We start from the raw sequence: 21,388 nt of genomic DNA, 5'->3' as shown, positions 1-21,388 counted from the left end.
ATTATTGCGTAAAAAATGCTCGTTTTTCTTAAATTATTAATCTAAATCTGGTTTATAGAAGGAACGATTGTCCATAGCGAAGATTTTATTGGTCATCTCTCCTTTGTCCACCAAAGCTAGAGCTGTTGTCATCATCATCATGCTGGCATCGAGATTATCGATCATATGAATAATCTCTGCCTCCATAATGCGCGGACGAACCGGACTTCCATACTCCAGCAAGCCATGGTGACTGAGGATGACATGGCGCAGTAGCACCACTTCTTCTCTGGTATCATCGATGCCGAGTTCCATGACGGTCTTGGTAATTTCACTATCGATGAGGGCTATATGGCCGATGAGATTGCCTCGCACTGTGTACTCCGTCTGATCGGGACCACTGAGTTCTAAAACCTTGGCCAAGTCGTGCAACATAATCCCAGCATAAAGCAGGCTCTTATTGAGCTGAGGATAGATGTCACTAATGGCATCTGCCAAACGCACCATGGTCGCCGTATGATAGGCCAAACCCGTTTCAAAGGCGTGGTGGTTGGTCTTAGCAGCTGGATAGGAGTAGAATTCCTTATCATACTTGGTGTAGAGACTGCGAACGATACGCTGCCAGACAGGATTTTCAATCTTGAAAATCATTTGCGACATGTAGTCACGAATCTCCTTGACATCAACCGGAGATTTAACCTTGAAGTCAGCTGGATCATTGGGTTCCCCAGGCTGAGGCAGGCGGAGAGTAATTTGATTGACTTGAGGAGTATTATTATAAACTTCTCTGCGCCCTTGCATGTGGACCACTTTCCCTGCAGTAAAGGCCTCAACGTTATGAGGCTGAGCATCCCAGAGTTTTCCTTCAATCTCGCCACTATCGTCTTGGAAGGTAAAGGCTAGGTAGTTTTTCCCAGCACGCGTCTGTCTCAGGTCAGCTGACTTGATCAGGTAAAAGCCTTCAAACAGCTCATCTTTTTTCATGTGACTAATCTTCATATTCTTCCTCATCTTCTTGGAAATGGAGTAGATCAAGCGCAGGCTCACCTTCTGATAACTCAATGTGACGGAGCGTCCGCTCGATAGCTGTGGTACGACGGTTTAATAATTCATCAATATTGCCAGAGGCATGTTGGAGATGCTTTTGTGCCTTGACCAGAATGCCTCCGAACTTGCCAAACTCGGTCTTGACGCTGGCAAGAGTCTTGCTGATATGGTCGGCACTCTTTTGGATATTGAGAGTTTTGAAGCCAACCGATAGGGAGTTGAGCAGGGCTGATAGGGTACTTGGACCTGCAACGATAATCTGCTCTTCCCGTCTCAAATCATCGAAGAAGACCGGATTGCGGACGATTTCCGAATAAAGTCCTTCTGTCGGAACAAACAAGACTCCAAAATTGGTCGTCCGAGGTGGCGCTATGTACTTGCTCTTGATATCCTTGGCGAAACGCTTAACGCTTGCCAAGAGTGACTTGCGACAGCGTTCGATCTCGTCCTTGTCACCTACTTCATAGGCTTCTTCTAGGCGGTAATAATCGGCCAGTGGAAACTTGGAGTCAATTGGTAAGTAGACGTATTCCTGATCGCCTTGGCCAGGTAACTTGATGGCGTACTCTACTCGCTCGCTAGAGTTTTCAACCGTTGCAAATTCTCGTTCGTACTGGGCAGGAGTCATGATGTCTTCGATGATTTGCCCCAGCTGCAATTCGCCCAGAATCCCTCGCGTCTTGGTTCCAGAGAGAACCTTGTTGAGGGCTCCGACATCGCGGGCAACCGTCTGCATCTCTCCCAAACCTCGATTGACAGACTCCAGTTGTTTAGAAACTGTCTCGAAGGAAGCCTGCAAGCGCGTCTGCAAGGTCTTTTCTAGCTTTTCCTCGACTGTCTGACGCATTTGGTCCAAACGTTGCTCATTTGATTCCTGCAGGGCTTGGAGACGTTGGTCAGTCTTGTCTCTGGTTTGAAGGAGATTCTCGCTCATCTCCTGTCTAACTTGAGTCAAGCCTTGGTGCAACTCCATTCGCACTTCCTGCAAGCGGTCGCTGACAGCCACTTCCAAATCTTTTTGGTCTAGTTGGCTGGCTTGCCTGGCTTGTTCAAAGCGGTAATCCAACTGATCTGAAAGATTGTCTGCCTGGTCTTCCAAACTCTTGACTAGATATTTGTCTTGCTTATCCTGCCTCTGCCAAATGAGAAAGAGCCCAAGAAGATTAGCAACTAATAAAATAACAAGTAAAATCTCCATCCTATCTCCTGTCCTTGCTATGCAGTACGACTACATAACCATCTGGGCAAGTCACCGAAACTTCCCTATCTATATATTCGTTAGAAGCGTACACTTTTTTAAAGAAAAAATTCTCCTCTGTCAATTCGTACTTGGCACCAAGAATAGTCAGCTGGCTATCCCGAACTGGCATAAAGGCTAGATAATCGTAGTCTGAACGGGGCTCTAGCTGACTGATTCCTTCTGGACAATAGGCAATCAAGTTTTGCCCATCCTCAATCGCGATTTGGCGCATATAGGGGACCAACTTGGGATTGCTAGGCAGAAAGACATTGGCCAGCATATGATCAATACGACCACCCAAAGCCCCAAAAATAGTCACCTGAGCCTGAGAATTTTGCTCAAAGATGGTCAAGAGAGCCAATTCCAGATCTGTATCATCCTTTTCTGGCTGGGCTTGAACAAAATGTTGGGCACGTTTTTGAATCAACTGACGTTCGTCTGCGGTTACCGAATCAAAATCTCCAACTGCTAGAGCGAGAGGCAGGTCTTCTTCCAAGACCCAGAGCGAGCCTCGATCCACACCGACAAAGCAATCAAAATCCGTCCGATAATGACCGCGATCTCCGCCGGCAAAAACGGCAACCCTAGTCCAATTGTTTTCTGAGAGTTTGCACTCGTTCATTGACATCTCCCTTAAAGACATAGGACCCTGCTACAAAAACGGTCGCACCAGCTTCTTTAGCCTGAGCAATGGTTTGGTCATCAATCCCACCATCGACTTCAATCTCAAAGCTCAAACCTTTTTCCTCACGAAGGGCAACCAACTCACGAATCTTATCCATGGTTTCAGGTAGAAAGGCTTGTCCTCCAAATCCAGGATTCACTGTCATGACCAAGACTTGGTCCACTAGGTGAAGGACATGCTTGATCGCCTCCACAGGTGTCCCAGGATTGATAACCACAGAAGGTTTAACACCGAGAGAGCGAATTTTTTGGAGGGCGCCATGGATATGAGGCGTTGCTTCCACATGGATACTGATGATATCCGCTCCCGCACGCGCAAAGTCTTCTAGATGATGTTCAGGATTTGCTACCATCAAGTGGCAGTCAAAGACCATCTTGCTATGAGGGCGAAGAGCTTCAACCACACCTGCACCAAAACTGATTTGCGGTACAAAGTGACCATCCATGATATCGATATGGGCATATTCTGCGCCAGTTGCTTCTAGGCGTTTGATTTCACGTTCAAAGTTGGCATAATCTGCTGCCAGAATTGACGGAGCAATCTTGTATTGAGACATAGGTTTCTCCTTATTTTGGAATTTTTTTGCTGACTTTTTTATAGGTTTCTCTGCGATTTTCAATCTCACTGAGGAATTGCAGGTAGTTGTCAAAACGGAAGGATGCAATGATTCCTTCTTCTACAGCTGGCTTAACCGCACAGGACGGCTCATGGGTATGGGTACAAGTACGGAACTTGCAGTCTCGACTGACACTGGCAATCTCTGGAAAAGCCTGATTGAGATCTTCTGCTGTTGACACTTCATAATCCAGTGATGAAAAGCCTGGTGTGTCCGCGATTTTACCCCCATTGAGGTTGTAAAAACTAACAGCTCGAGTGGTATGACGACCGCGACCCAAACTATCTGAGATTTCACCTGTTTCAAGATTGAGGGCTGGTGCGATTTTATTGAGAAGGGTTGACTTCCCAACACCTGTCTGTCCCATAAAGACCGTCACTTTGTCTGTCAACAGAGGTAAGAGCTCTTCCTTACTGGTCACAAAGTCATAACCAATAGTACGATAGGTCTGCTCGTAAAAATCCAGTTCTCCTCGATCTGACAAGAGGTCCATTTTAGAAATATAAACAATAGGATGAATGCCCTTGTGTTCCAAAAGAACCAAGAAACGATCCAGCAAGTTGCTGTTGAAGTCTGGTTCCTTGACTGACATGATCACCACAGCTTGGTCAATATTGACAATAGGCGGACGGACCAGGCTATTTTTCCGTTCGTGAATCTTGAGAATATAACCTTCGGAATTTTCCTCCGCAGAAAAATCTACCCAATCCCCAACATAGGGCGTGTGGCCTTTTTTACGAAAATTCCCGCGCGCACGTGTCTGATAGACTTGGCCATCACTCTCTACATAATAGAATCCTGCCAAGGCTTTAATAATTTGTCCCTGCATCTTAGAGTCCTTGTCCTTTAAGCGCATCTGAAAGGCTAGCAAATTCTTCCAAGCTAAGTGCTTCCCCACGCACAGATGGAGACAAGCCTGCCTGATCCAAAGCCTTGGTCAACTTTTCCTTGACTTCCTCAGTCTTTCCAAAGTAGCCTGTTAAGTTATTCCATAAGGTCTTGCGACGATGAGTGAAGCTAGCCTTGGAAACCTTAAAAAAGAAGTTCTCATCTTTCACTGCTACAGCCGGTTCTGGACGGCGCACCATTTTTAAAATGGCTGAGTCCACGTTTGGGGCTGGCACAAAGACCGTACGTGGCACGATGAAGGCAACCTTTGCTGTCATATAATACTGCACAGCAATCGACAAGCTACCATAAGCCTTAGTATTTGGCTGTGCTGAGATACGGTCCGCCACTTCTTTTTGCATCATGACGACAAACTCACTAAAAGGAATGCCACTTTCGATCAAGTGCATGAGAATAGGCGTTGTGATATAGTAGGGCAAGTTGGCTACTACCTTAATCGGCAATTCTGGATTTTTGAAATTCTGGATATGTTGCGCCAAATCCACTTTGAGAATGTCCTCGTTAACCACTGTTACATTGTCAAAATCACGAAGAGTATCTGCCAAAATCGGTACCAAACGGTGGTCGATCTCAAAGGCCATGACTTGAGCTGCACGCTCAGCTAGAAACTCCGTCAAAGCACCAATCCCTGGCCCAATTTCGATAACATTGACCTGGTCATCAATTTCAGCTGTATCCACAATTTTTTGAAGAATATTGGTATCCGTCAAGAAATTTTGCCCGAAGGACTTTTTAAAGGTAAAACCGTGACGCTCCAGCACTGCCTTGGTCACGCTATAATCTGCAATTCTCATTTATTCTCTTTTCTATTTGTTAGCTAAAAACAATCTATAAACCCAAACAATTACCAACACCAAGAGAAACCAAAATCTCAAAGGAATATGGTACTCGTCATCTTTAGATTCGGCACCAGTCTCATCAAGCACTTGCTCATCTTCTTTGCGTGGTGCTAGCTCATTTTCTTGGCCTTGCACTTGCTCGTCTTCTTGATATTGCTCTTGTTCTTGATTATCTTTTGGGCCTTGCATTTTCTTCAACTCATCTTGGTATGCAACCGAGTCTAGAATATTACCTTCTGGCAATAATTTTGAGGCATAATAATCAGGAAATCCCATAGCAGACCAAATTACGTTCTTTTCTGTTAAAGAAAAATCCAATTCTTGGGGTTGATTTTCCTGAATGGCTCGGATATTTTTTATAAGCTTACGCGAAGCTGTAGTCAATCCATCCATGTCAGCAACTTCTAAAACATCAAATCCTAGCATGTCACCTGCTTTGACATTTGCAAGAATATAGCGAACAAAATCATCATATAGTTGCAAGGTCTGAGGAGCGTTCTTTTCTAAAAAGGAGCGATTTTGGGTGGCCTTTTTCTGGAATTTTTCAATAGGAAGTAAGATATTAAATTTTTTCCATAGAATATTAGGCATTCGCACATCTTTTTCATCCCAAAATAATTGCCAAAAATAAGGAATAGTGTAAACCCCCTCCGTTAAAATACGTACATCTTTCCCGTTTTTTTAATAAATATAACTTCTATTTGCCATATCGTTTCCTTTCACCATTTTTATGAAGGCTTTGCCTTCCGTCAAAGTCACTCCAAACAGGGCCAACTGTTTAGATTGCCTCTTGTTGTCAAAAAATCAATGCATATTGTTCTAATTTTCATTCATTATCTTTTAAGAAAATCATTTATTCTCTTTTCTAATAGGAACGGCGATATATCCAAACAAATTCATTTCCTCTGGAACTCTGATGAATCAGGTCTTTTAAATAGATATTGGGATTCGTCAGTTCTTTTGTTTCTGTATGATAGCTTGTTATTGTCTGCCCACCATGTCGGAGAAGCCACTCTGTATCCAATCTAGGCAAATATCTGTCCTTTTGAAGAAAATCACAAAATTCCTCTACTGTCATGTCCTCAGGAACTTCAAGTTCTACCTTGTGAGGCAGAACATCATCCCCCATACAGATAGACTCTCTATCAACGATTATTTTCATCTCTTGATCAGCCTTTAGCTCTTCCTTCTAGTTCCTCACTGAACTGTTGCATTTCTTTAAACGCTTTGTCACTGACATAAACACCCGCTTTATAATACTCAGTCTGGTTAATGGCATAGTCAAAGATTTCAATCATGCCTCCAGCGTTTTCAATCATCGCGCTCCAATTTTCATCGAAAACCATTCGCAAACGTTTCCAATCAGTAAACACTGAAACCGAATTTCGTCCATTTTTCCCTTCTCTAGTCGGAAGATTAAATGTAGCAGATTCTTCTAAAACATGAGCATTACTTTCCTGACTAGGTTCAGGAAATCCTGATGATGCATTTATAGGAAGAAGGAATTTAGCTTTTGGCATTGCCATTGAAAAGAACTTATAATAGAGTTTATAAATTAATTCTTCCTCTTCTGTAGTCGGTCTATCCATCTGTCCCATCAAAAGCATCCATCTCACAATATCAGGGTTCATAACAGGAACTTGTATCTCTGGCAAGCCTGAAAAATCTGGTTTTTGAACTAAAATAGAAGAACTTATACTAACTTCTTTGGTATTAAAGAATGCTCCTAAAGCACCATTCAAGTAAAAAGCTGTCCCAAGAAAATTCTCAATTCCTTTTTTATCTTCCGTATTTTCAATCCGTTTTACCACTTTGAATTGGTTTTCAATTGCTTCCTTATACTGATGATACCAACGAGGGGTAAATAGCATAATCATTGGGTCAGTGCATAGATAGCCTTCGTCACCTCTATCATATGTAGTTGAGAAAAGATAAGGTTCCCCAGTATTTTCTGAATAAACAGCATAAATCGAATCTGCTTCTAGCAACTTGTCCTTGACAATTTCTGCTAGACGCTCTGACTTACGAGTATTTTCTTGATTGCTCTCTTCACTTTTTGGTTTTTGACGGCAATCCCATAAAAAAGCCTGTAAAATTTCGATACTATCATCAAGACTAAGATTCTGATAGTCCTCATCGCTTACTTTGCCTTCTTGAATAGTCACAAAAGTTCGATAGAGAGCATAAGCATAGCTAGATAAACGCTTTTTTTCATCTACACCAGGACTATAGAGCACACTTCCCTTTTTTAACTTAGCTAGAGAGGGAAGCATATCGATCTCTAGATAAACTAACTCCTCATCTCTAAGAGATTCCACATCTTTGTTTTGGCAAGTAAGTTTTTTTACAACTACAGTTTCAAGAGCATCCATACCTTGATCGGGATTGCAAAACTGAAGACGATCACCAACTGTCAAACTCCCTTCCAAAGTCGTAGCAATCAGTAATTCCCTCTTTTCTTTCATTGGAAAGAAACCCAAAACTCCTAGACAAGCATCTCCTTTGGTTTTTTCTGTTGTCTTCTGTGCTTCTGTCTTTTTAAAAAAATCAAAAATTCCCATTACTTTTCCTCATTAATTTCACCCAAGTGCTGATTTTATCAATTATCTTTTTTTATCAGGCATGGTATTGAGCATAGTTGAAGCATATGCTATTACCTCTATTGTAACACATTCCCTTTGTATTTTTGGGCTATCTGGTTATTGTTATCACTTTTTAGGACTCTCCAAACAGATTTCGATAGCTAAATTTCTTTCCACTATTGAAGTAAGCATAAAATTTATTTTTCTAATTTTTTATAGATTGTCTCTTGAAAAGGTTAGTTGTTCAAGTAAGGAATAGAGTTTTGCTTGCTCCTCTTCTTCGTAAGCAGATCTATTTGCTTTTACTTCCCTGCATTTTTCGTCATACAAAAAGCCCTCATAGCCATCTTCTGTAGATAAGGCTGTATAGACTTTGGCCATTTCTTCAGGACTAAGCGAAAATTTCGACTTAATTTTATACAGATTTTTCATAAAAGCGCTGAGGTGATCATAGCGGCGCATATCAACTTTGACATTGGTCACACGGATTGCCTGAACCTTGATACCTTTCCAATGTTTCCGCATATAAAGTGACAGCATCAACAAGGCCAGTTTATTCTGATAATAGGTCTTGGCAGGACTATAATGTTTTTGACCAGCTAAATTTTCAAAATCAAGTTTCATGAAAGGATAAAGCACCAGCCCTTGAGAAGAAATATTAACAATCCGACCACTCTCAGACTTTTCCAACAAACCTTTCAACAAGGTAGAAAGTAAAAAGGGAGCAACCACATTGGTCGCAAATTGCTTTTCTAATCCCTCCTTAGTCCGGATGGGCTTTTTGACCGATAAATCAAAGTCAGCCGCATTGTTAATTAAAACATCTAAAGTCTCTTCTTTTTGGATATACTGCTCCACTGCTTTCCTGACACTCTTCATATCAGATAGATCAGCCAAGATATAATCTACATGTCGATTTCCTGTTTGTTGACGGATTTTCTCACAAGCTTGCTCGGCAGCTTCTGCCCGTCTACAAAAGAGAGTTACCGACCAGCCCTTTTCAGCCAACTGTTTAGCAGCCTGATAGCCAATACCACTATTGCCACCCGTAATAATTACTTTTTTCATTTCTTACTCCTTTAGATTGAATACTTGCGCATGGCTTCTTCCACTTCTGCCAAGGTTATCCCAAATAACTCTAAGCGCTTGATGAGTTGCTTGCCGTTGGAATAGCCGATGCGGAGCTGTTCGCCTAGATACTCTCTGCGCCTACGACTATCTGCTCCTGCTAAAAAACCTAGGCGAATCAAGTCACCACGACTGATGTCAAACTCGTTCTCGTTTTCAAATTGCTCTGTCACCTGAGCCAGCGCTGTTTTCAGGTCTTCATAGCTGGCGTGTTCGATTCCCAGAGAACGTCCCTTGGACTTGGATTTGGGAACAGCCTCATCTCGCTTGAGAAAAGCATGCTGTACTGTTGGAATAGCCGTCATAATCATGCGACGAATGCGCTCCCCATTAAAATCTGGATCTGTAAAGACAATGACTCCATGTAATTCATGCAAACGCTGAATGCGTTCTATATCCTGGTCATTTATTGCGGAACCTCGTGTTTCATAGGTCTCTACATCAAAGTAACGTTTGAGATTGGCCGTATCATCGCGACCTTCGACCACGATGACTTGGGAAATTTTTTCTTTCATCACTTGCTGTCCAATCCAAAGATACGCTCTGCATTTGCAGTCGTTGCTACCGCCAGCTCTTCTGTCGTCATCCCACGCAAGTCGGCGATAAAGTCCACCACATAGCGTGTGTAGGCTGTTTTGTTTTCACGGCCACGTTTAGGAACAGGAGCCAGGTAGGGCGCATCCGTTTCTACCAAAATCTTGTCTAACGGAAGTTCCCTAGCAGCCTCTTGGATATCCGTCGCTTTCTTAAAGGTCACCACACCTGAGAAAGAAATGGTCATGCCAAGCTCGACAAACTTCTCAACCCACTCCAAAGAGCCTGAAAATGAATGCATAATCCCACCACGAGGACCAACGCCCTCACTCTTGATAATCTCATAAGTATCTTCTAGCGCATCACGGGTATGGACCACAAAAGGCAAATTCAAATCCTTAGACAACTGAATCTGACGACGAAAAACCTGCTCCTGTACTTCCTTAGGTGCTGTCATCCAATGGTAGTCCAGACCAATCTCCCCCAAGGCAACAACCTTGGGATGTTTTAGTTTTTCAAGCAAGTAAGCTTCGACCTCATCTGTGTAAGTCCCTGCTTCCGTCGGATGCCAGCCAATAGTTGCGTAGAGCTGCTCATACTCATCTGCCAACTCCAGGGCTCGCTCAATGGTCGGTGTATCAAAACCAACAATATTCATCTGTGTCACACCCATCTCAGCAGCCAAGGCGATTTCTTCTGCCTCACGTCCTGCAAATTCTTCTACATTTAAATGTGTGTGCGTATCAAAAATCATCTCTTCTAACCTCATTTTCTTCCATCTATTATACCAAAAATAGCATCCCTCGGCTTGTAAAAATATTCTAATACCAATCATTCACCCTTGACTGCCCTTTTTCAAAGCAGTATAATAACACTTATTGAAATTTTCATCAAAGGAAAAGAAAATGTTTAGAAAATTAAAATATACCTTTATCGGTCGACCACTCAAGTCTCTCACAGATGGTGAAGGGGGATTGTTAGGAAAAATGCAGGCACTTGCAATGTTATCCAGTGATGCCCTGTCTTCTATTGCCTATGGACCTGAACAAGTCATTCTCGTTTTAGTCAGTCTCTCTCCTCTCGCTATTTGGTGGAGCCTCCCTATCGGTATTTTTGTCCTCTTACTCCTCGCTAGTTTGACCATTTCCTATCGTCAAATTATTCACGCCTATCCTCAAGGTGGTGGGGCTTATATGGTCACTCGGGAAAATCTCTCCCCTGAACTAGGCTTGATTGCAGGGGGCAGCCTCCTTGTTGACTATATGCTGACAGTAGCCGTATCCGTTGCGTCTGGAGCTGATGCTATTACTGCAGCCATCCCTGCCCTCCATCCCTATAATCTTCATATCTCTATTTTCCTAGTCTGCCTGCTCATGCTCTTGAATTTAAGAGGATTGAAAGAATCTGCCAGCTCTCTGATGATTCCCGTCTACCTCTTTATCTTCAGTACCGTTTTTCTCTTGCTTTATGGGTTCTTTCAACTATTTACAGGTTCCCTAAACTACCAGGCGACTTCAACCATTGGACAAACTGTTCCGAGCCTTTCCATCGTTCTCCTACTAAGAGCCTTTACCAGTGGCTCTGCCTCTCTGACAGGGGTTGAGGCTATTTCAAATGCGGTACCATTTTTCAAAACTCCGAAAGAAAAGAATGCTGCTCAGACCTTGACCATTATGTCTCTCATTCTTGGATTCTTATTCGCAGGAATTACTTTTTTGAACTACTGGATGGGGATCACTCCTCAAAATGGAGAAACCATCCTCTCGCAAATGGCCAAGGGCATTCTTGGTGATTCATTCTTTGGTCATGCGAGCTACTATCTCTTCCAGTTCTCAACAGCCTTGATTCTAGCTGTAGCTGCAAATACTGGCTTTTCAGCCTTCCCTATGCTGGCTTACAATATGGCTAAAAACAAGTACATGCCCCATCTCTTTATGGAAAAAGGGGATCGTCTTGGCTACTCCAACGGTATCTTAACTCTGGCTTTTGGAGCTATGATCCTTCTTCTCATTTTTAATGGGAATACTGAACGCTTGATTCCTCTTTATACTATCGGGGTCTTCGTTCCCTTTGCCCTTTCTCAGACTGGGATGATTCGTCATTGGAAAAAGGAAAAAGGAGCAAACTTCTTAAAACCTGCCTTTGCTAATATCCTTGGGGCCATCATTTGTTATGCTATCGTCCTCATTTTACTCCTCTTCAGACTGGGTGATATCTGGCCATTCTTCCCAATTATCCTAGTTCTTACTTTCCTCTTTTTGTCCATTCACAGCCATTACCAAAAAGTGGCAAAACAGCTACGACTCTACGAAGGAATTGAAAAGCGCACTTATGACGGCAACCTTGTCCTTGTCCTAGTAGGAAATGTTACTCGAGTAAGTGTCGGAGCCATTAACTACGCTCAAAGTATCGGTGACGAAGTGTTAGCCATGCACATTTCTACTAAAGAAACGGCAGAAAAAGACCAAGAAATCCTCCAGGAATTTACCGATTACTTCCCAAATATCACTCTGAAGAATATCAATACCAGCTACCGCGACATCATCACCCCTAGCGTTAAGTATGTCAAACGAATCGCCCAAGAAGCTAAGCAAAAGAACTACACCGTTACAGTCCTTGTCCCACAGTTTATCCCTAACAAGCCTTGGCAAAATATCCTGCACAATCAAATGAGCCTCAAACTAAAATACGCTCTCAGATGGCATGAAGACGTCGTTGTCGCTAGCTACTCTTATCACTTAAAAGAATAAACAAAAACTCAAAATCAGTAACTTATATCTGGTTTTGAGTTTTTTGTATATGACCTTTTAAAAGAGCCCTCAATGAGTTCCATTTGAAATTGAAGATTTCGTGGACAGTTCACTACGTAGGATAAAAAGAAAAGCCAGTAGACTCGAGTTCCTACTGACTTCTTTGTTGAATTCGTTTGGATTAAGCAGCCAAAACTTTGCGTCCTTTACGACGACGAGCTGCCAATACGCGACGACCGTTTTTAGTTGACATACGGTTACGGAATCCGTGTTTGCGCGCACGACGAAGTTTACTTGGTTGATAAGTACGTTTCACGATGAATACCTCCTCATAGATTTTGTATTCGTTTAGCCGGCTATAAAGTGATCAGTTACTAAACATACTTTACTATTCTATCTGATTCTTACCTATTTGTCAATAGCTCTAAGTAAATGTTTCCTGCTTTTCCCTATGAAAGCCTTATCTACGATACTGACTCAAGAAACGTGTCATCTTTTCTTGGATTTGCGCTAATTCGTCCACACGAGGAAGGTAAACGATACGGAAATGGTCTGGTTCCTTCCAGTTAAAACCACGACCATGAACCAAGAGAACCTTTTCCTGCTTCAAGAAATCAAGAACGAACTGCTCATCATCATCGATGCGGTACATATTGCGGTCAATTTTAGGGAAGATATAAAGACCCGCCTTTGGCTTGACCGCAGACAAACCTGGAATATCTTGGATGGCATTGTAAATGAAGTTTCTTTGCTCGTAGATCCGTCCACCAGGAAGGAGCAATTCATCCACTGACTGGTGCCCACCTAGTGATGTTTGTACGACTTGCTGGGCCAAAACGTTAGAGCAAAGACGCATATTGGACAGCATATTGAGACCTTCGATATAGCCCTTGACATGGTGCTTAGGACCAGACAAGACCATCCAGCCTACACGAAAACCAGCGATACGGTGAGATTTTGACAGACCATTCATGCTGACACAGAAAACATCAGGTGCCAAGCTTGCCACAGGTGTATGCACATGCCCATCCATCACCATGCGATCATAAATTTCATCCGCAAAGATGATCAAATCGTTTTGACGGGCAATCTCAATAATCTCCAACAAGAGTTCCTTAGGATAAAGGGCTCCAGTTGGGTTATTTGGATTGATAAGGACGATTGCCTTGGTATTGGAAGTAATTTTTGACTTAATATCATCAATATCTGGGTACCACTCTGCAGCTTCATCACAGATATAGTGAACGGCATTTCCCCCAGCTAGGCTGACCGCGGCTGTCCAGAGAGGATAGTCTGGCATAGGCACCAAGACCTCATCGCCATTATCCAAAAGCCCTTGCATGGACATAACAATCAGCTCACTGACACCATTTCCAAGGTAGATATCATCAATGTCCACATTGGGAAATTTCTTCAGTTGGCAATACTGCATGATGGCCTTGCGGGCTGAGAAAATCCCTTTGGAGTCAGAATATCCCTCACTATCACGCGCATTCATAATCAAGTCATGAATGACCTCATCTGGCGCTGTAAAGCCAAATTCTGCTGGATTTCCTGTATTCAGACGTAAAATCTTTTCTCCATTTGCTCGCATACGCATGGCTTCTTCCAAAACAGGGCCACGGATATCATAGGCAACGTGCTCTAACTTACTAGATTTGTTATATTCTTTCATCTTGTTTCCTCAATTCATCGAGATAGTAACATTATACCACTAGAAAGGGATTGCGACAAGTTTCCTGAAATGAGCAAGCAAAGAAAAAAACTCACAACGACTAGGTTCTCACCGTCTAAACAACTAGAGTACAGAAGTATTTTCTCACATACCAAAAGACAAACCTAGAAAGATCAGCGCTAAAAAGGAGTCATACAAAAGATTAAACATGAGAAAGAGCCCCCACGTGACCAAATAGTCCAAGCGACAACTTCTCTTTGCAATCACAAATAAAATGGTGTGGTAGACTAGGTGAAAGAGAAGAAAGCCAACAAAATCTGGATAGAGAACGGGCACGACTCTTTCCAGCTGCCAAAGCATCACTACTTCACCTACAAGTGACGCAAGGATAATTCCATGATAAAGAAAACTTATTTTTTTAAAAGTCTGAACAAAATCTTTCATACTTTCTCATCCCCTTTACTGTGTTTCCTACTAGCTCGTTTTCTTTTATTTTAACATATCTCCACCAAATCGAATCTCCGATAATATTTATTTAAATATGATTTTTACTTTACTTCTTTAGTGAAAAGGGTTACAATAACAGTAAGAAAATTTCAGGAGGTTTCATTATGGCACAACGTTACCAAAATGTTATGGTCGCAATTGATGGTTCTAAAGAAGCGGACTTGGCTTTCGTAAAAGGTGTTTACACTGCTCTACGCAACGAATCCAAGCTCACCATTGCCCATGTTATCGACACACGCGCTCTTCAAAGCGTGTCTACCTTTGATGCTGAAGTTTACGAAGAACTCCAAGTCGATGCTGAAAGTCTGATGAAGGAGTACGAAAAGCGCGCAAGAGATGCTGGTGTGACCGATATTCACACCGTCATCGAAATGGGAAATCCAAAAACCCTCCTTGCCCGTACTATTCCAGACGCAGAAAATGTCGACCTGATTCTCGTTGGTGCAACAGGGCTCAATGCCTTTGAACGCCTCTTGGTTGGCTCTTCATCTGAGTACATTCTCCGCCATGCAAAAGTCGATTTGCTGGTCGTGAGAGAAAGTGAAAAAACATTGTAATCATTTAAAAAGGGAGCCTTGGGCTCCTTTTTGTTTCTATTTTTTTCTTTCTTTGTGTCGCTCATAAGCTTTAAACTGACGTTGTAGTTCCTGTCGGATGGCAGGTTCTGGAGCATATTTTTCTTCCCAGTCTTCTGGTTTTAAAATCTTGTGTGTAACTGGGTCAAAATGAGCCTTCCCATCAGGGAAAACCTTCCCCATATTTGCTTCATGGACAATATCAAAAATGCGTTCTGGGTCTACTCCCATCAAAACAAAACTACCGTATGTAAAATACAGTGTGTCAATCAAAGCATCCACTTGACCGACCAGATTTTGCTTAGCAGGCGTCTTTTTCGCCACTTTCTCTGCTGCCTTATCAAGTGCCTCATGCATGCTTGCAAGGGAGTTTTGAAATTCTTCCTCCGAAGAACTTGCTGCGCGAACAAACTCTACTAATTCTTCAATTTTAAAATCTGCTCGGTGGGTTGCACCTTCAGCATCCCATGCCTGTGGCTCTTCTTGAGTTCGTTCATCCATCATGTGGTGGAAGGTCTTGACCTTATTAAAGTGGTAGTCTCGACTGACAAACACTTTTTCTGAAGCCAAAACACCAAAGTGCTCGAGCGCCTTGTGGATACCATCTTGTTGATTACTTGCCGTAATATGCTTGGCAACTTCTTTGACACTGCTACTGCCATTTCCCATAGCGACCGACATACCGACGCCTGCCAACATTTCTAGATCATTGTCTGAATCACCAAAGGCCATGACTTGGTTGAGATCAAAGCCATATTCTTTCCCGACTCGGCGAATGCCTTCTAGTTTGGAATTTCCTTGGTTAATGATATCTGCTGCAAAAGGATTGCTTCGAGTTAATTTCAAATCTTCAAAATCACTTGCTGCCTTCTCAGATTCTTCTGGCGTCATCAGCATCAAAACTTGATAAATGGGTTGATTAATCAAGTTAAGCAAGTCGTCTTCCTTTTGAGGAACTGCCTTGCTGACCATTCGATTAAAGGAACGGCTAACGGTTCTTGTCAGAACAGTCGGAATAAAACGACTAACCAGTTGGGAAAAGGAGCCGAGACCAAATGACATAATCTTCGAACCAACAACGGCATGCTCGGTTCCAAGAGCGATTTCTTTACGCTCCTTTTTAGCATAAGCAATCAGTTGACGTAGGCTTGACTTAGCGATCGGACTTGCAAAGAGCACCTTTTCTTTATTAAAAATGTATTGGCCATTGTAGGTCACCGCAAAGTCTAGGTCCAAGTCTTCCATCAATTCCTTGACAAAAAACGGCCCTCGTCCTGTCGCTACTCCAACAAGCACTCCTTGCTCTTTGACAATCTTAATCGCGTCCTTAGTGGATTTCAAAACACTCTTGCGATCGTTGACTAGCGTTCCATCGATATCAAAAAAAACAGCCTTGACTTCCATCCTGTCCCATTCTCCCCTTTTGTGTTACAATGATTATACCACATTTCAGAAAGAGTGACTAAATCATGCCTAAGAAAATCCTTGTTTTACATACAGGTGGGACTATTTCCATGCAAGCAGATGCCACTGGTGCCGTTGTAACTAGTCAGGACAATCCCATGAACCATGTTTCCAATCCACTTGAAGGGATTGAGGTTCATGCCCTAGACTTTTTTAATCTGCCAAGCCCCCATATAAAACCCAAACACATGCTAGCCCTCTACCATAAGATTAGAGAGGAAGCAGACAACTACGATGGGGTTGTGATTACACATGGGACGGACACTTTGGAAGAAACAGCCTACTTTCTAGATACCATGAAAATCCCCAACATGCCCATCGTTCTAACAGGGGCCATGCGTAGTTCAAACGAACTTGGTAGCGACGGTGTATATAACTATCTGAGCGCTTTGCGAGTTGCCAGCGATGACAAAGCAGCCGACAAGGGTGTACTGGTCGTCATGAACGACGAGATCCACGCAGCCAAGTATGTTACCAAAACTCATACGACCAATGTCAGCACCTTTCAAACCCCAACACATGGACCACTTGGCCTCATCATGAAGCAAGAAATCCTCTACTTCAAAACGGCTGAACCTCGTGTCCGGTTTGATCTCGAACATATTCAAGGTCTAGTTCCCATCATCTCAGCCTATGCCGGTATGACAGACGAGCTGATCGATATGTTAGACTTGGAACAGCTGGATGGCTTAGTCATTCAGGCCTTTGGAGCAGGCAATGTTCCCAAAGAAACAGCTCAAAAGTTGGAAAATCTCCTGCAAAAAGAAATTCCAGTCGCCTTGGTCTCACGATGCTTTAATGGTATTGCTGAACCTGTCTACGCCTACCAAGGCGGAGGAGTGCAGTTGCAACGAGCTGGTGTTTTCTTTGTCAAAGAACTCAACGCTCAAAAAGCTCGCCTCAAATTATTAATTGCCCTTAATGCTGGACTAAAAGGACAAGCCTTAAAAGACTATATGGAAGGCTAATTCTCTTCTCAAGCACGCAAAATCAGGAAATCTCACGATTCCCTGATTTTTTCTATTTACGTTTTCGTGTAGAGCGGCGTTCTGTCAAACCATGAGGCAAGAGAACTTCACGTTCTTCCAACTCTTCCTTATGCATAATCTTAGTCAACATACGCATGCTGATAGCACCTAGGTCATAAAGAGGTTGGGCAATAGTCGTCAAGTTTGGACGAGTGAATCGTGCAATCTGAGAGTCATCTGTCGTGATGATTTCAAAATCTTCTGGCACAGATACACCATGGTCAGCCAAACCATTCAACACACCTGCCGCCAATTCATCACCTGTTACAACTGCGGCTGTAGCTTGTGATGAAATCAAGCGTTCTGCCAAGGCATAACCATCGTCATAGCTGTATTTTGATTCGAAGACCAAGCCCTCGCTATAAGAATGTCCAGCTTTTTTCAGGGCTTCCTTGTAACCGATCAAACGAACCTTACCATTGATATCATCGACGAGTGGTCCACTCACAAAAGCAATCTTTTCGTTTTCTTCGAGAAGATAGCTCACGGCATCAATCGTTGCTTGTTTGTAGTCGATATTGACACTTGGAAGTTGGTGTTCTACATCCACAGTACCAGCAAGAACAACCGGTGTCCGTGAACGAGAAAACTCTGAACGAATCTTTTCAGTCAAGTGATAGCCCATAAAGATAATCCCATCGACTTGTTTTGAAAAGAGAGTGTTGACCACTGAAACTTCCTTTTCATCATCCTCATCACTATTTGCAAGGACAATGTTATACTTGTACATTTCAGCAATGTCGTCAATCCCCTTAGCAAGTGTTGAGAAATAACCATTGGTAATGTTAGGAATCACAACTCCGACTGTCGTTGTTTTCTTGCTAGCTAAACCACGGGCTACCGCATTTGGACGATAGTCCAAGCGATCAATCACTTCTAGGACTTTTTTTCGGGTGTTCTCTTTAACATTCTTGTTGCCATTAACGACACGGCTAACTGTTGCCATCGAAACTCCTGCTTCACGGGCGACGTCATAAATCGTTACTGTATCATCTGTGTTCATTCCGTTTCCTTTCTATAATGAAAATTTCGCTTTCACGCATCTACTTACTCCATTTTATCACTTATTGTAAACACTTTCAAGTATTTTTTAGAGAAACTTTGAAAAAATTTCACAGTTTATTCCCATTTTGAAAAAGCAAGTAGGATTTCTTGATTTTTAAGACATTTTGCTGTATGATAAGGAAAATAAAAGGAGGAGGAAAACATGGCTTTTACAAATACACAGAGACGTTCCGCTAGCTTTGGTGTCGTGACCAGCTTGCCTGATGATGTCATTGACTCTTTATGGTATATTATCGATCATTTCCTGAAAAATGTCTTTGAATTAGAAGAAGAACTTGAGTTTCAACTGCTCAACAATAAGGGGACCATCACCTTCCATTTTTCTAGTCAGCATCTTCCGACTAGCATCGATTTTGATTTCAATCATCCTTTTGATCCGCTTTACCCTCCTAGGGTCCTTGTTTTAGACTTGGACGGCAGAGAAACCATCCTCCTTCCAGAAGAAAATGACCTATTTTAAAAACTCTAGCTTCTCGGCGCAAACTGCTGAGGAACTAGAGTTTTCTTTTTCTAATAAATGGATCGACTAACAACTAGACCATTGGGTTTTGTATACTCTAAATCAAGGTAATCCTGATAAGTCCCTGGCACAATGAAACCTTGGGGACTCAATATATCAGTCCCAGCTTTTCCTACGATAGAGTCTGCCAGCAAGACACAATTGGTACTGAGAACAAAGTAGGTCTTAAACTCGGATGAGCTGAATTTATAGAGGGTCGCATCTGCTTCCTCTTTCAGTTGGTAGGAGTAGGTATGCTTGACCTCTCCCTCTCTTCTTTTCATCAACTGCGAACTTGGTTCCCAAGGAATTAACAGGTCTTCTATCTCCGCTAAACGCGCTTGGATAGCTGCTTTCTGTTGGTCCGTCAAACTCAGACCATAAGCAAACAAGGTCTTCTGACTTTCCCTCTTACAGAGTTCGATGTATTTCTCCCGATTGGCCTTAAACAAAACACCGTCTCCAACCATACCAAATAAACGCTCCGAGTGGGGATCATAGGAACCATAGGAAATAACCTTCCCTTGATAACAAATATCCACATGTCCCATGGCGAGGAAGAAGGAGGTTTCTGAGGTATGGATAAAAATTTCCAGGTCAACCGTCTGGTCGTTTTTTCTTTCTGAATGAACTTCCCCTTCTTGACTTTCATGATTTGCCAGCCACTCATTTAGTTTTCGCAAGGTGCTGATAGGAATCAGAGCCGTCACAAAGATCGGCAGAGTCATTCGCATACGTCGTTTCAGCTTGGGATTGTTTTCTATCCTTTCAAAAAAGAATCCGTCCCGGAGGCTACTGGCTCCTAGCATGAGCAAGTAAAATCCAAGCAAGAGCAATTCAAAATTCGCTGCATCGTGAAAAGGAGAGATGCTATAAAGCCCGAATCCTATCATCCATACAGCATCAAAGAGATGATGGATCCGAGGATGAATGGCATTTTTTCGATAGAGAGACCAGGTCACAAGACTAATGATGCCTGTAAACAGCTGGTAGCTCGCAATGATAAAGACCAAGAGATAGAGGGCAAGATCTTGCAAAATGATAGAGTCAAACACGAGAGCCGCTACCACCAGCTTGCCCAAGGTTACAAAGATATTTTCCCGACGTTTTTTATCTTGAAACCAGCGAGTCAACAAGTGCCAAACTGCTGACAAGGAAAAGTAAGTCATCAGCAACTGATAACCTATCCTTGGAATCACCTGTCCGAAATAAATCAAGAGAAAGCCTAAAAGAATAGCAAGTAGCCCCTCCCCTATACTCTTCCACTTGCTATAGCTCTCGGAAAGTTTAGGCATCTCCTTGCTCCAACTGGTCAACCAAGCAACGAATTGGTTGTTTTAAGATTGGATGGATAAAATGGGGAGCTATTTCTTGCAGAGACTCAAGGACAAAGAGGCGTTCTGCTATATAAGGATGAGGCAAGATGAGATCGTCTGTATAAATGACCTGGTCCTCCACAAAGAGCAAGTCCAAATCAATCAAACGAGGTCCCCAATGCACTTCTCGAACCCGTCCCATCTCTGCCTCAATGCTTAACAAGGTCTCTAACAAGACTGAAGCTGGTAGCCAGGTTTCTACTTCAACCACCTGATTGGCAAAATTATCTTGCTCCACACCGCCCCAAGGCTCCGTCTTCAAAACACTGGATTCTTTGAGAATATGGATGCCGCGAGCTCGCAGGTTGTCAATGGCTTTTCCCAAGTTTGCTTGCTTATCTCCCATATTACTTCCTAGGGCGATAAAGGCCCGTTGCTTACGACGGTGAATGGTCACCGAGCAGGTATCCAACGGTAAATGCACTGGAGCCCAAGGTTTTTTTAGTTCCAACTCAATCTCTTGGACAAGAGGATAGGTCTCAAAGGTACGTTCAACTAGTTTGTAGGCTACCGTTTCAATCAAATCCTCAGTGCTTTCCTGAAACCAAGTCTTCCACTGCTGACACAGTTCTCCGTAATGGACAGATGCTGTTAAATCCAATTCTGTAGCCGCCTTGGTCATATCATAAGATAAGCTTGCGGAAATAACAAACTTCTGCCCCAATTCCTTCTCACTAGGGAAAAGACCATGATAGGCAAAAATTTCCAAATCTTTAATCTGCAGTTGATCCATAACTTGTCCTTTCTAGAAAAATCCGCATGAAGCGGATTCTTTTTATACTCAATGAAAATCAAAGTGCAAACTAGGAAGCTAGCCGCAGGCTGCTCAAAACACCGTTTTGAGGTTGCAGATGGAAGCTGACGTGGTTTGAATTTGATTTTCGAAGAGT

At 42.7% G+C, this 21,388-nt stretch carries 23 protein-coding genes; 4 read left to right on the top strand and 19 right to left on the bottom strand.

Going from position 1 to position 21,388, the window contains the following annotated elements:
* Positions 1-36: 36 nt before the first annotated feature.
* The 12 genes from MK395_RS00235 to MK395_RS00180 form a co-directional block, all read right to left on the bottom strand.
* Complete coding sequence (locus MK395_RS00235; protein WP_268711046.1) at positions 37-978, bottom strand: 3'-5' exoribonuclease YhaM family protein; 942 nt, start codon at positions 976-978, stop codon at positions 37-39.
* Positions 968-2,224, bottom strand: coding sequence for a DNA recombination protein RmuC (locus MK395_RS00230; RefSeq protein WP_268711045.1), 1,257 nt, complete (start codon positions 2,222-2,224; stop codon positions 968-970). The genes MK395_RS00235 and MK395_RS00230 overlap by 11 nt, the downstream gene beginning before the upstream one ends.
* 1 nt (position 2,225) lies before the next feature.
* Positions 2,226-2,888 carry a thiamine diphosphokinase gene (locus MK395_RS00225; RefSeq protein WP_268711044.1) on the bottom strand — a complete coding sequence of 221 codons (663 nt, stop codon included), beginning with the start codon at positions 2,886-2,888 and terminating at the stop codon, positions 2,226-2,228.
* Positions 2,851-3,507: a ribulose-phosphate 3-epimerase gene (gene rpe, locus MK395_RS00220; RefSeq protein ID WP_061426637.1), complete on the bottom strand. Its 657-nt coding sequence runs from the start codon at positions 3,505-3,507 to the stop codon at positions 2,851-2,853. Before rpe ends, MK395_RS00225 begins: the two co-directional genes overlap by 38 nt.
* Positions 3,508-3,517: 10 nt before the next feature.
* Positions 3,518-4,396 carry a ribosome small subunit-dependent GTPase A gene (gene rsgA / locus MK395_RS00215; protein WP_268711081.1) on the bottom strand — a complete coding sequence of 293 codons (879 nt, stop codon included), beginning with the start codon at positions 4,394-4,396 and terminating at the stop codon, positions 3,518-3,520.
* 1 nt (position 4,397) lies between these two features.
* Entirely contained in the window at positions 4,398-5,270 is an 873-nt protein-coding gene (rsmA, locus tag MK395_RS00210; RefSeq protein WP_125422963.1) for a 16S rRNA (adenine(1518)-N(6)/adenine(1519)-N(6))-dimethyltransferase RsmA, read from the bottom strand.
* A gap of 12 nt (positions 5,271-5,282) precedes the next feature.
* On the bottom strand, positions 5,283-5,975 hold the full coding sequence (locus MK395_RS00205; protein ID WP_268711080.1) for a dimethyladenosine transferase: 693 nt from the start codon (positions 5,973-5,975) through the stop codon (positions 5,283-5,285).
* Between the two features lie 205 nt (positions 5,976-6,180).
* The gene (locus MK395_RS00200; RefSeq protein WP_000692386.1) at positions 6,181-6,477 is read right to left on the bottom strand and encodes a hypothetical protein; all 297 of its coding nucleotides are present in this window, start codon (positions 6,475-6,477) and stop codon (positions 6,181-6,183) included.
* A gap of 7 nt (positions 6,478-6,484) precedes the next feature.
* Complete coding sequence (locus tag MK395_RS00195; RefSeq protein WP_268711043.1) at positions 6,485-7,876, bottom strand: SseB family protein; 1,392 nt, start codon at positions 7,874-7,876, stop codon at positions 6,485-6,487.
* 234 nt (positions 7,877-8,110) lie between these two features.
* Positions 8,111-8,965, bottom strand: a complete 855-nt coding sequence (locus tag MK395_RS00190) for an SDR family NAD(P)-dependent oxidoreductase (RefSeq protein WP_268711042.1) — start codon at positions 8,963-8,965, stop codon at positions 8,111-8,113.
* An 11-nt stretch (positions 8,966-8,976) separates the two neighbouring features.
* Positions 8,977-9,540, bottom strand: a complete 564-nt coding sequence (rnmV, locus tag MK395_RS00185; protein ID WP_268711041.1) for a ribonuclease M5 — start codon at positions 9,538-9,540, stop codon at positions 8,977-8,979.
* Complete coding sequence (locus tag MK395_RS00180) at positions 9,540-10,313, bottom strand: TatD family hydrolase (RefSeq protein ID WP_268711079.1); 774 nt, start codon at positions 10,311-10,313, stop codon at positions 9,540-9,542. The genes rnmV and MK395_RS00180 overlap by 1 nt, the downstream gene beginning before the upstream one ends.
* 151 nt (positions 10,314-10,464) lie before the next feature.
* On the opposite strand from MK395_RS00180, the gene MK395_RS00175 reads away from it, so the two are divergent.
* Positions 10,465-12,309 (top strand): APC family permease, encoded by a 1,845-nt coding sequence (locus MK395_RS00175; protein ID WP_084881327.1) that lies wholly within the window; start codon positions 10,465-10,467, stop codon positions 12,307-12,309.
* Positions 12,310-12,490: 181 nt separating this feature from the next.
* Here the strand turns inward: MK395_RS00175 and rpmH are convergent, their stop codons facing one another.
* From rpmH to MK395_RS00160, 3 genes are all read right to left on the bottom strand, one after another.
* Entirely contained in the window at positions 12,491-12,625 is a 135-nt protein-coding gene (gene rpmH, locus MK395_RS00170) for a 50S ribosomal protein L34 (RefSeq protein ID WP_000831905.1), read from the bottom strand.
* 144 nt (positions 12,626-12,769) lie between these two features.
* The gene (locus MK395_RS00165; RefSeq protein ID WP_000666454.1) at positions 12,770-13,984 is read right to left on the bottom strand and encodes a pyridoxal phosphate-dependent aminotransferase; all 1,215 of its coding nucleotides are present in this window, start codon (positions 13,982-13,984) and stop codon (positions 12,770-12,772) included.
* Positions 13,985-14,128: 144 nt separating this feature from the next.
* Positions 14,129-14,428 (bottom strand): hypothetical protein, encoded by a 300-nt coding sequence (locus tag MK395_RS00160; RefSeq protein ID WP_268711040.1) that lies wholly within the window; start codon positions 14,426-14,428, stop codon positions 14,129-14,131.
* Positions 14,429-14,595: 167 nt separating this feature from the next.
* Between MK395_RS00160 and MK395_RS00155 the strand changes: the two genes are divergently transcribed.
* Positions 14,596-15,048: a universal stress protein gene (locus tag MK395_RS00155; protein WP_268711039.1), complete on the top strand. Its 453-nt coding sequence runs from the start codon at positions 14,596-14,598 to the stop codon at positions 15,046-15,048.
* A gap of 36 nt (positions 15,049-15,084) precedes the next feature.
* Here MK395_RS00155 and MK395_RS00150 read toward each other — a convergent pair whose 3' ends face one another.
* Positions 15,085-16,470 (bottom strand): Cof-type HAD-IIB family hydrolase, encoded by a 1,386-nt coding sequence (locus MK395_RS00150; RefSeq protein WP_268711038.1) that lies wholly within the window; start codon positions 16,468-16,470, stop codon positions 15,085-15,087.
* A gap of 65 nt (positions 16,471-16,535) precedes the next feature.
* Between MK395_RS00150 and MK395_RS00145 the strand changes: the two genes are divergently transcribed.
* Positions 16,536-17,498, top strand: coding sequence for an asparaginase (locus MK395_RS00145; RefSeq protein WP_084881330.1), 963 nt, complete (start codon positions 16,536-16,538; stop codon positions 17,496-17,498).
* A 52-nt stretch (positions 17,499-17,550) separates the two neighbouring features.
* Here MK395_RS00145 and ccpA read toward each other — a convergent pair whose 3' ends face one another.
* Positions 17,551-18,561, bottom strand: a complete 1,011-nt coding sequence (gene ccpA / locus MK395_RS00140) for a catabolite control protein A (RefSeq protein WP_268711037.1) — start codon at positions 18,559-18,561, stop codon at positions 17,551-17,553.
* Between the two features lie 204 nt (positions 18,562-18,765).
* Between ccpA and MK395_RS00135 the strand changes: the two genes are divergently transcribed.
* Positions 18,766-19,083 (top strand): DUF960 domain-containing protein, encoded by a 318-nt coding sequence (locus tag MK395_RS00135; RefSeq protein ID WP_000886045.1) that lies wholly within the window; start codon positions 18,766-18,768, stop codon positions 19,081-19,083.
* 50 nt (positions 19,084-19,133) lie between these two features.
* Here MK395_RS00135 and MK395_RS00130 read toward each other — a convergent pair whose 3' ends face one another.
* Together MK395_RS00130 and folK are read right to left on the bottom strand one after the other, a co-directional pair.
* The gene (locus tag MK395_RS00130) at positions 19,134-20,417 is read right to left on the bottom strand and encodes a hypothetical protein (RefSeq protein ID WP_049479451.1); all 1,284 of its coding nucleotides are present in this window, start codon (positions 20,415-20,417) and stop codon (positions 19,134-19,136) included.
* Positions 20,410-21,231, bottom strand: a complete 822-nt coding sequence (gene folK, locus MK395_RS00125) for a 2-amino-4-hydroxy-6-hydroxymethyldihydropteridine diphosphokinase (protein WP_049479450.1) — start codon at positions 21,229-21,231, stop codon at positions 20,410-20,412. Before folK ends, MK395_RS00130 begins: the two co-directional genes overlap by 8 nt.
* Between the last annotated feature and the right edge of the window lie 157 nt (positions 21,232-21,388).

The sequence above is a fragment of the Streptococcus oralis genome, assembly GCF_026782085.1.
In the GTDB taxonomy this organism is placed as follows: Bacteria; Bacillota; Bacilli; order Lactobacillales; family Streptococcaceae; genus Streptococcus; species Streptococcus oralis_DA.
This window is presented reverse-complemented; position numbering and strand designations above follow the sequence as displayed.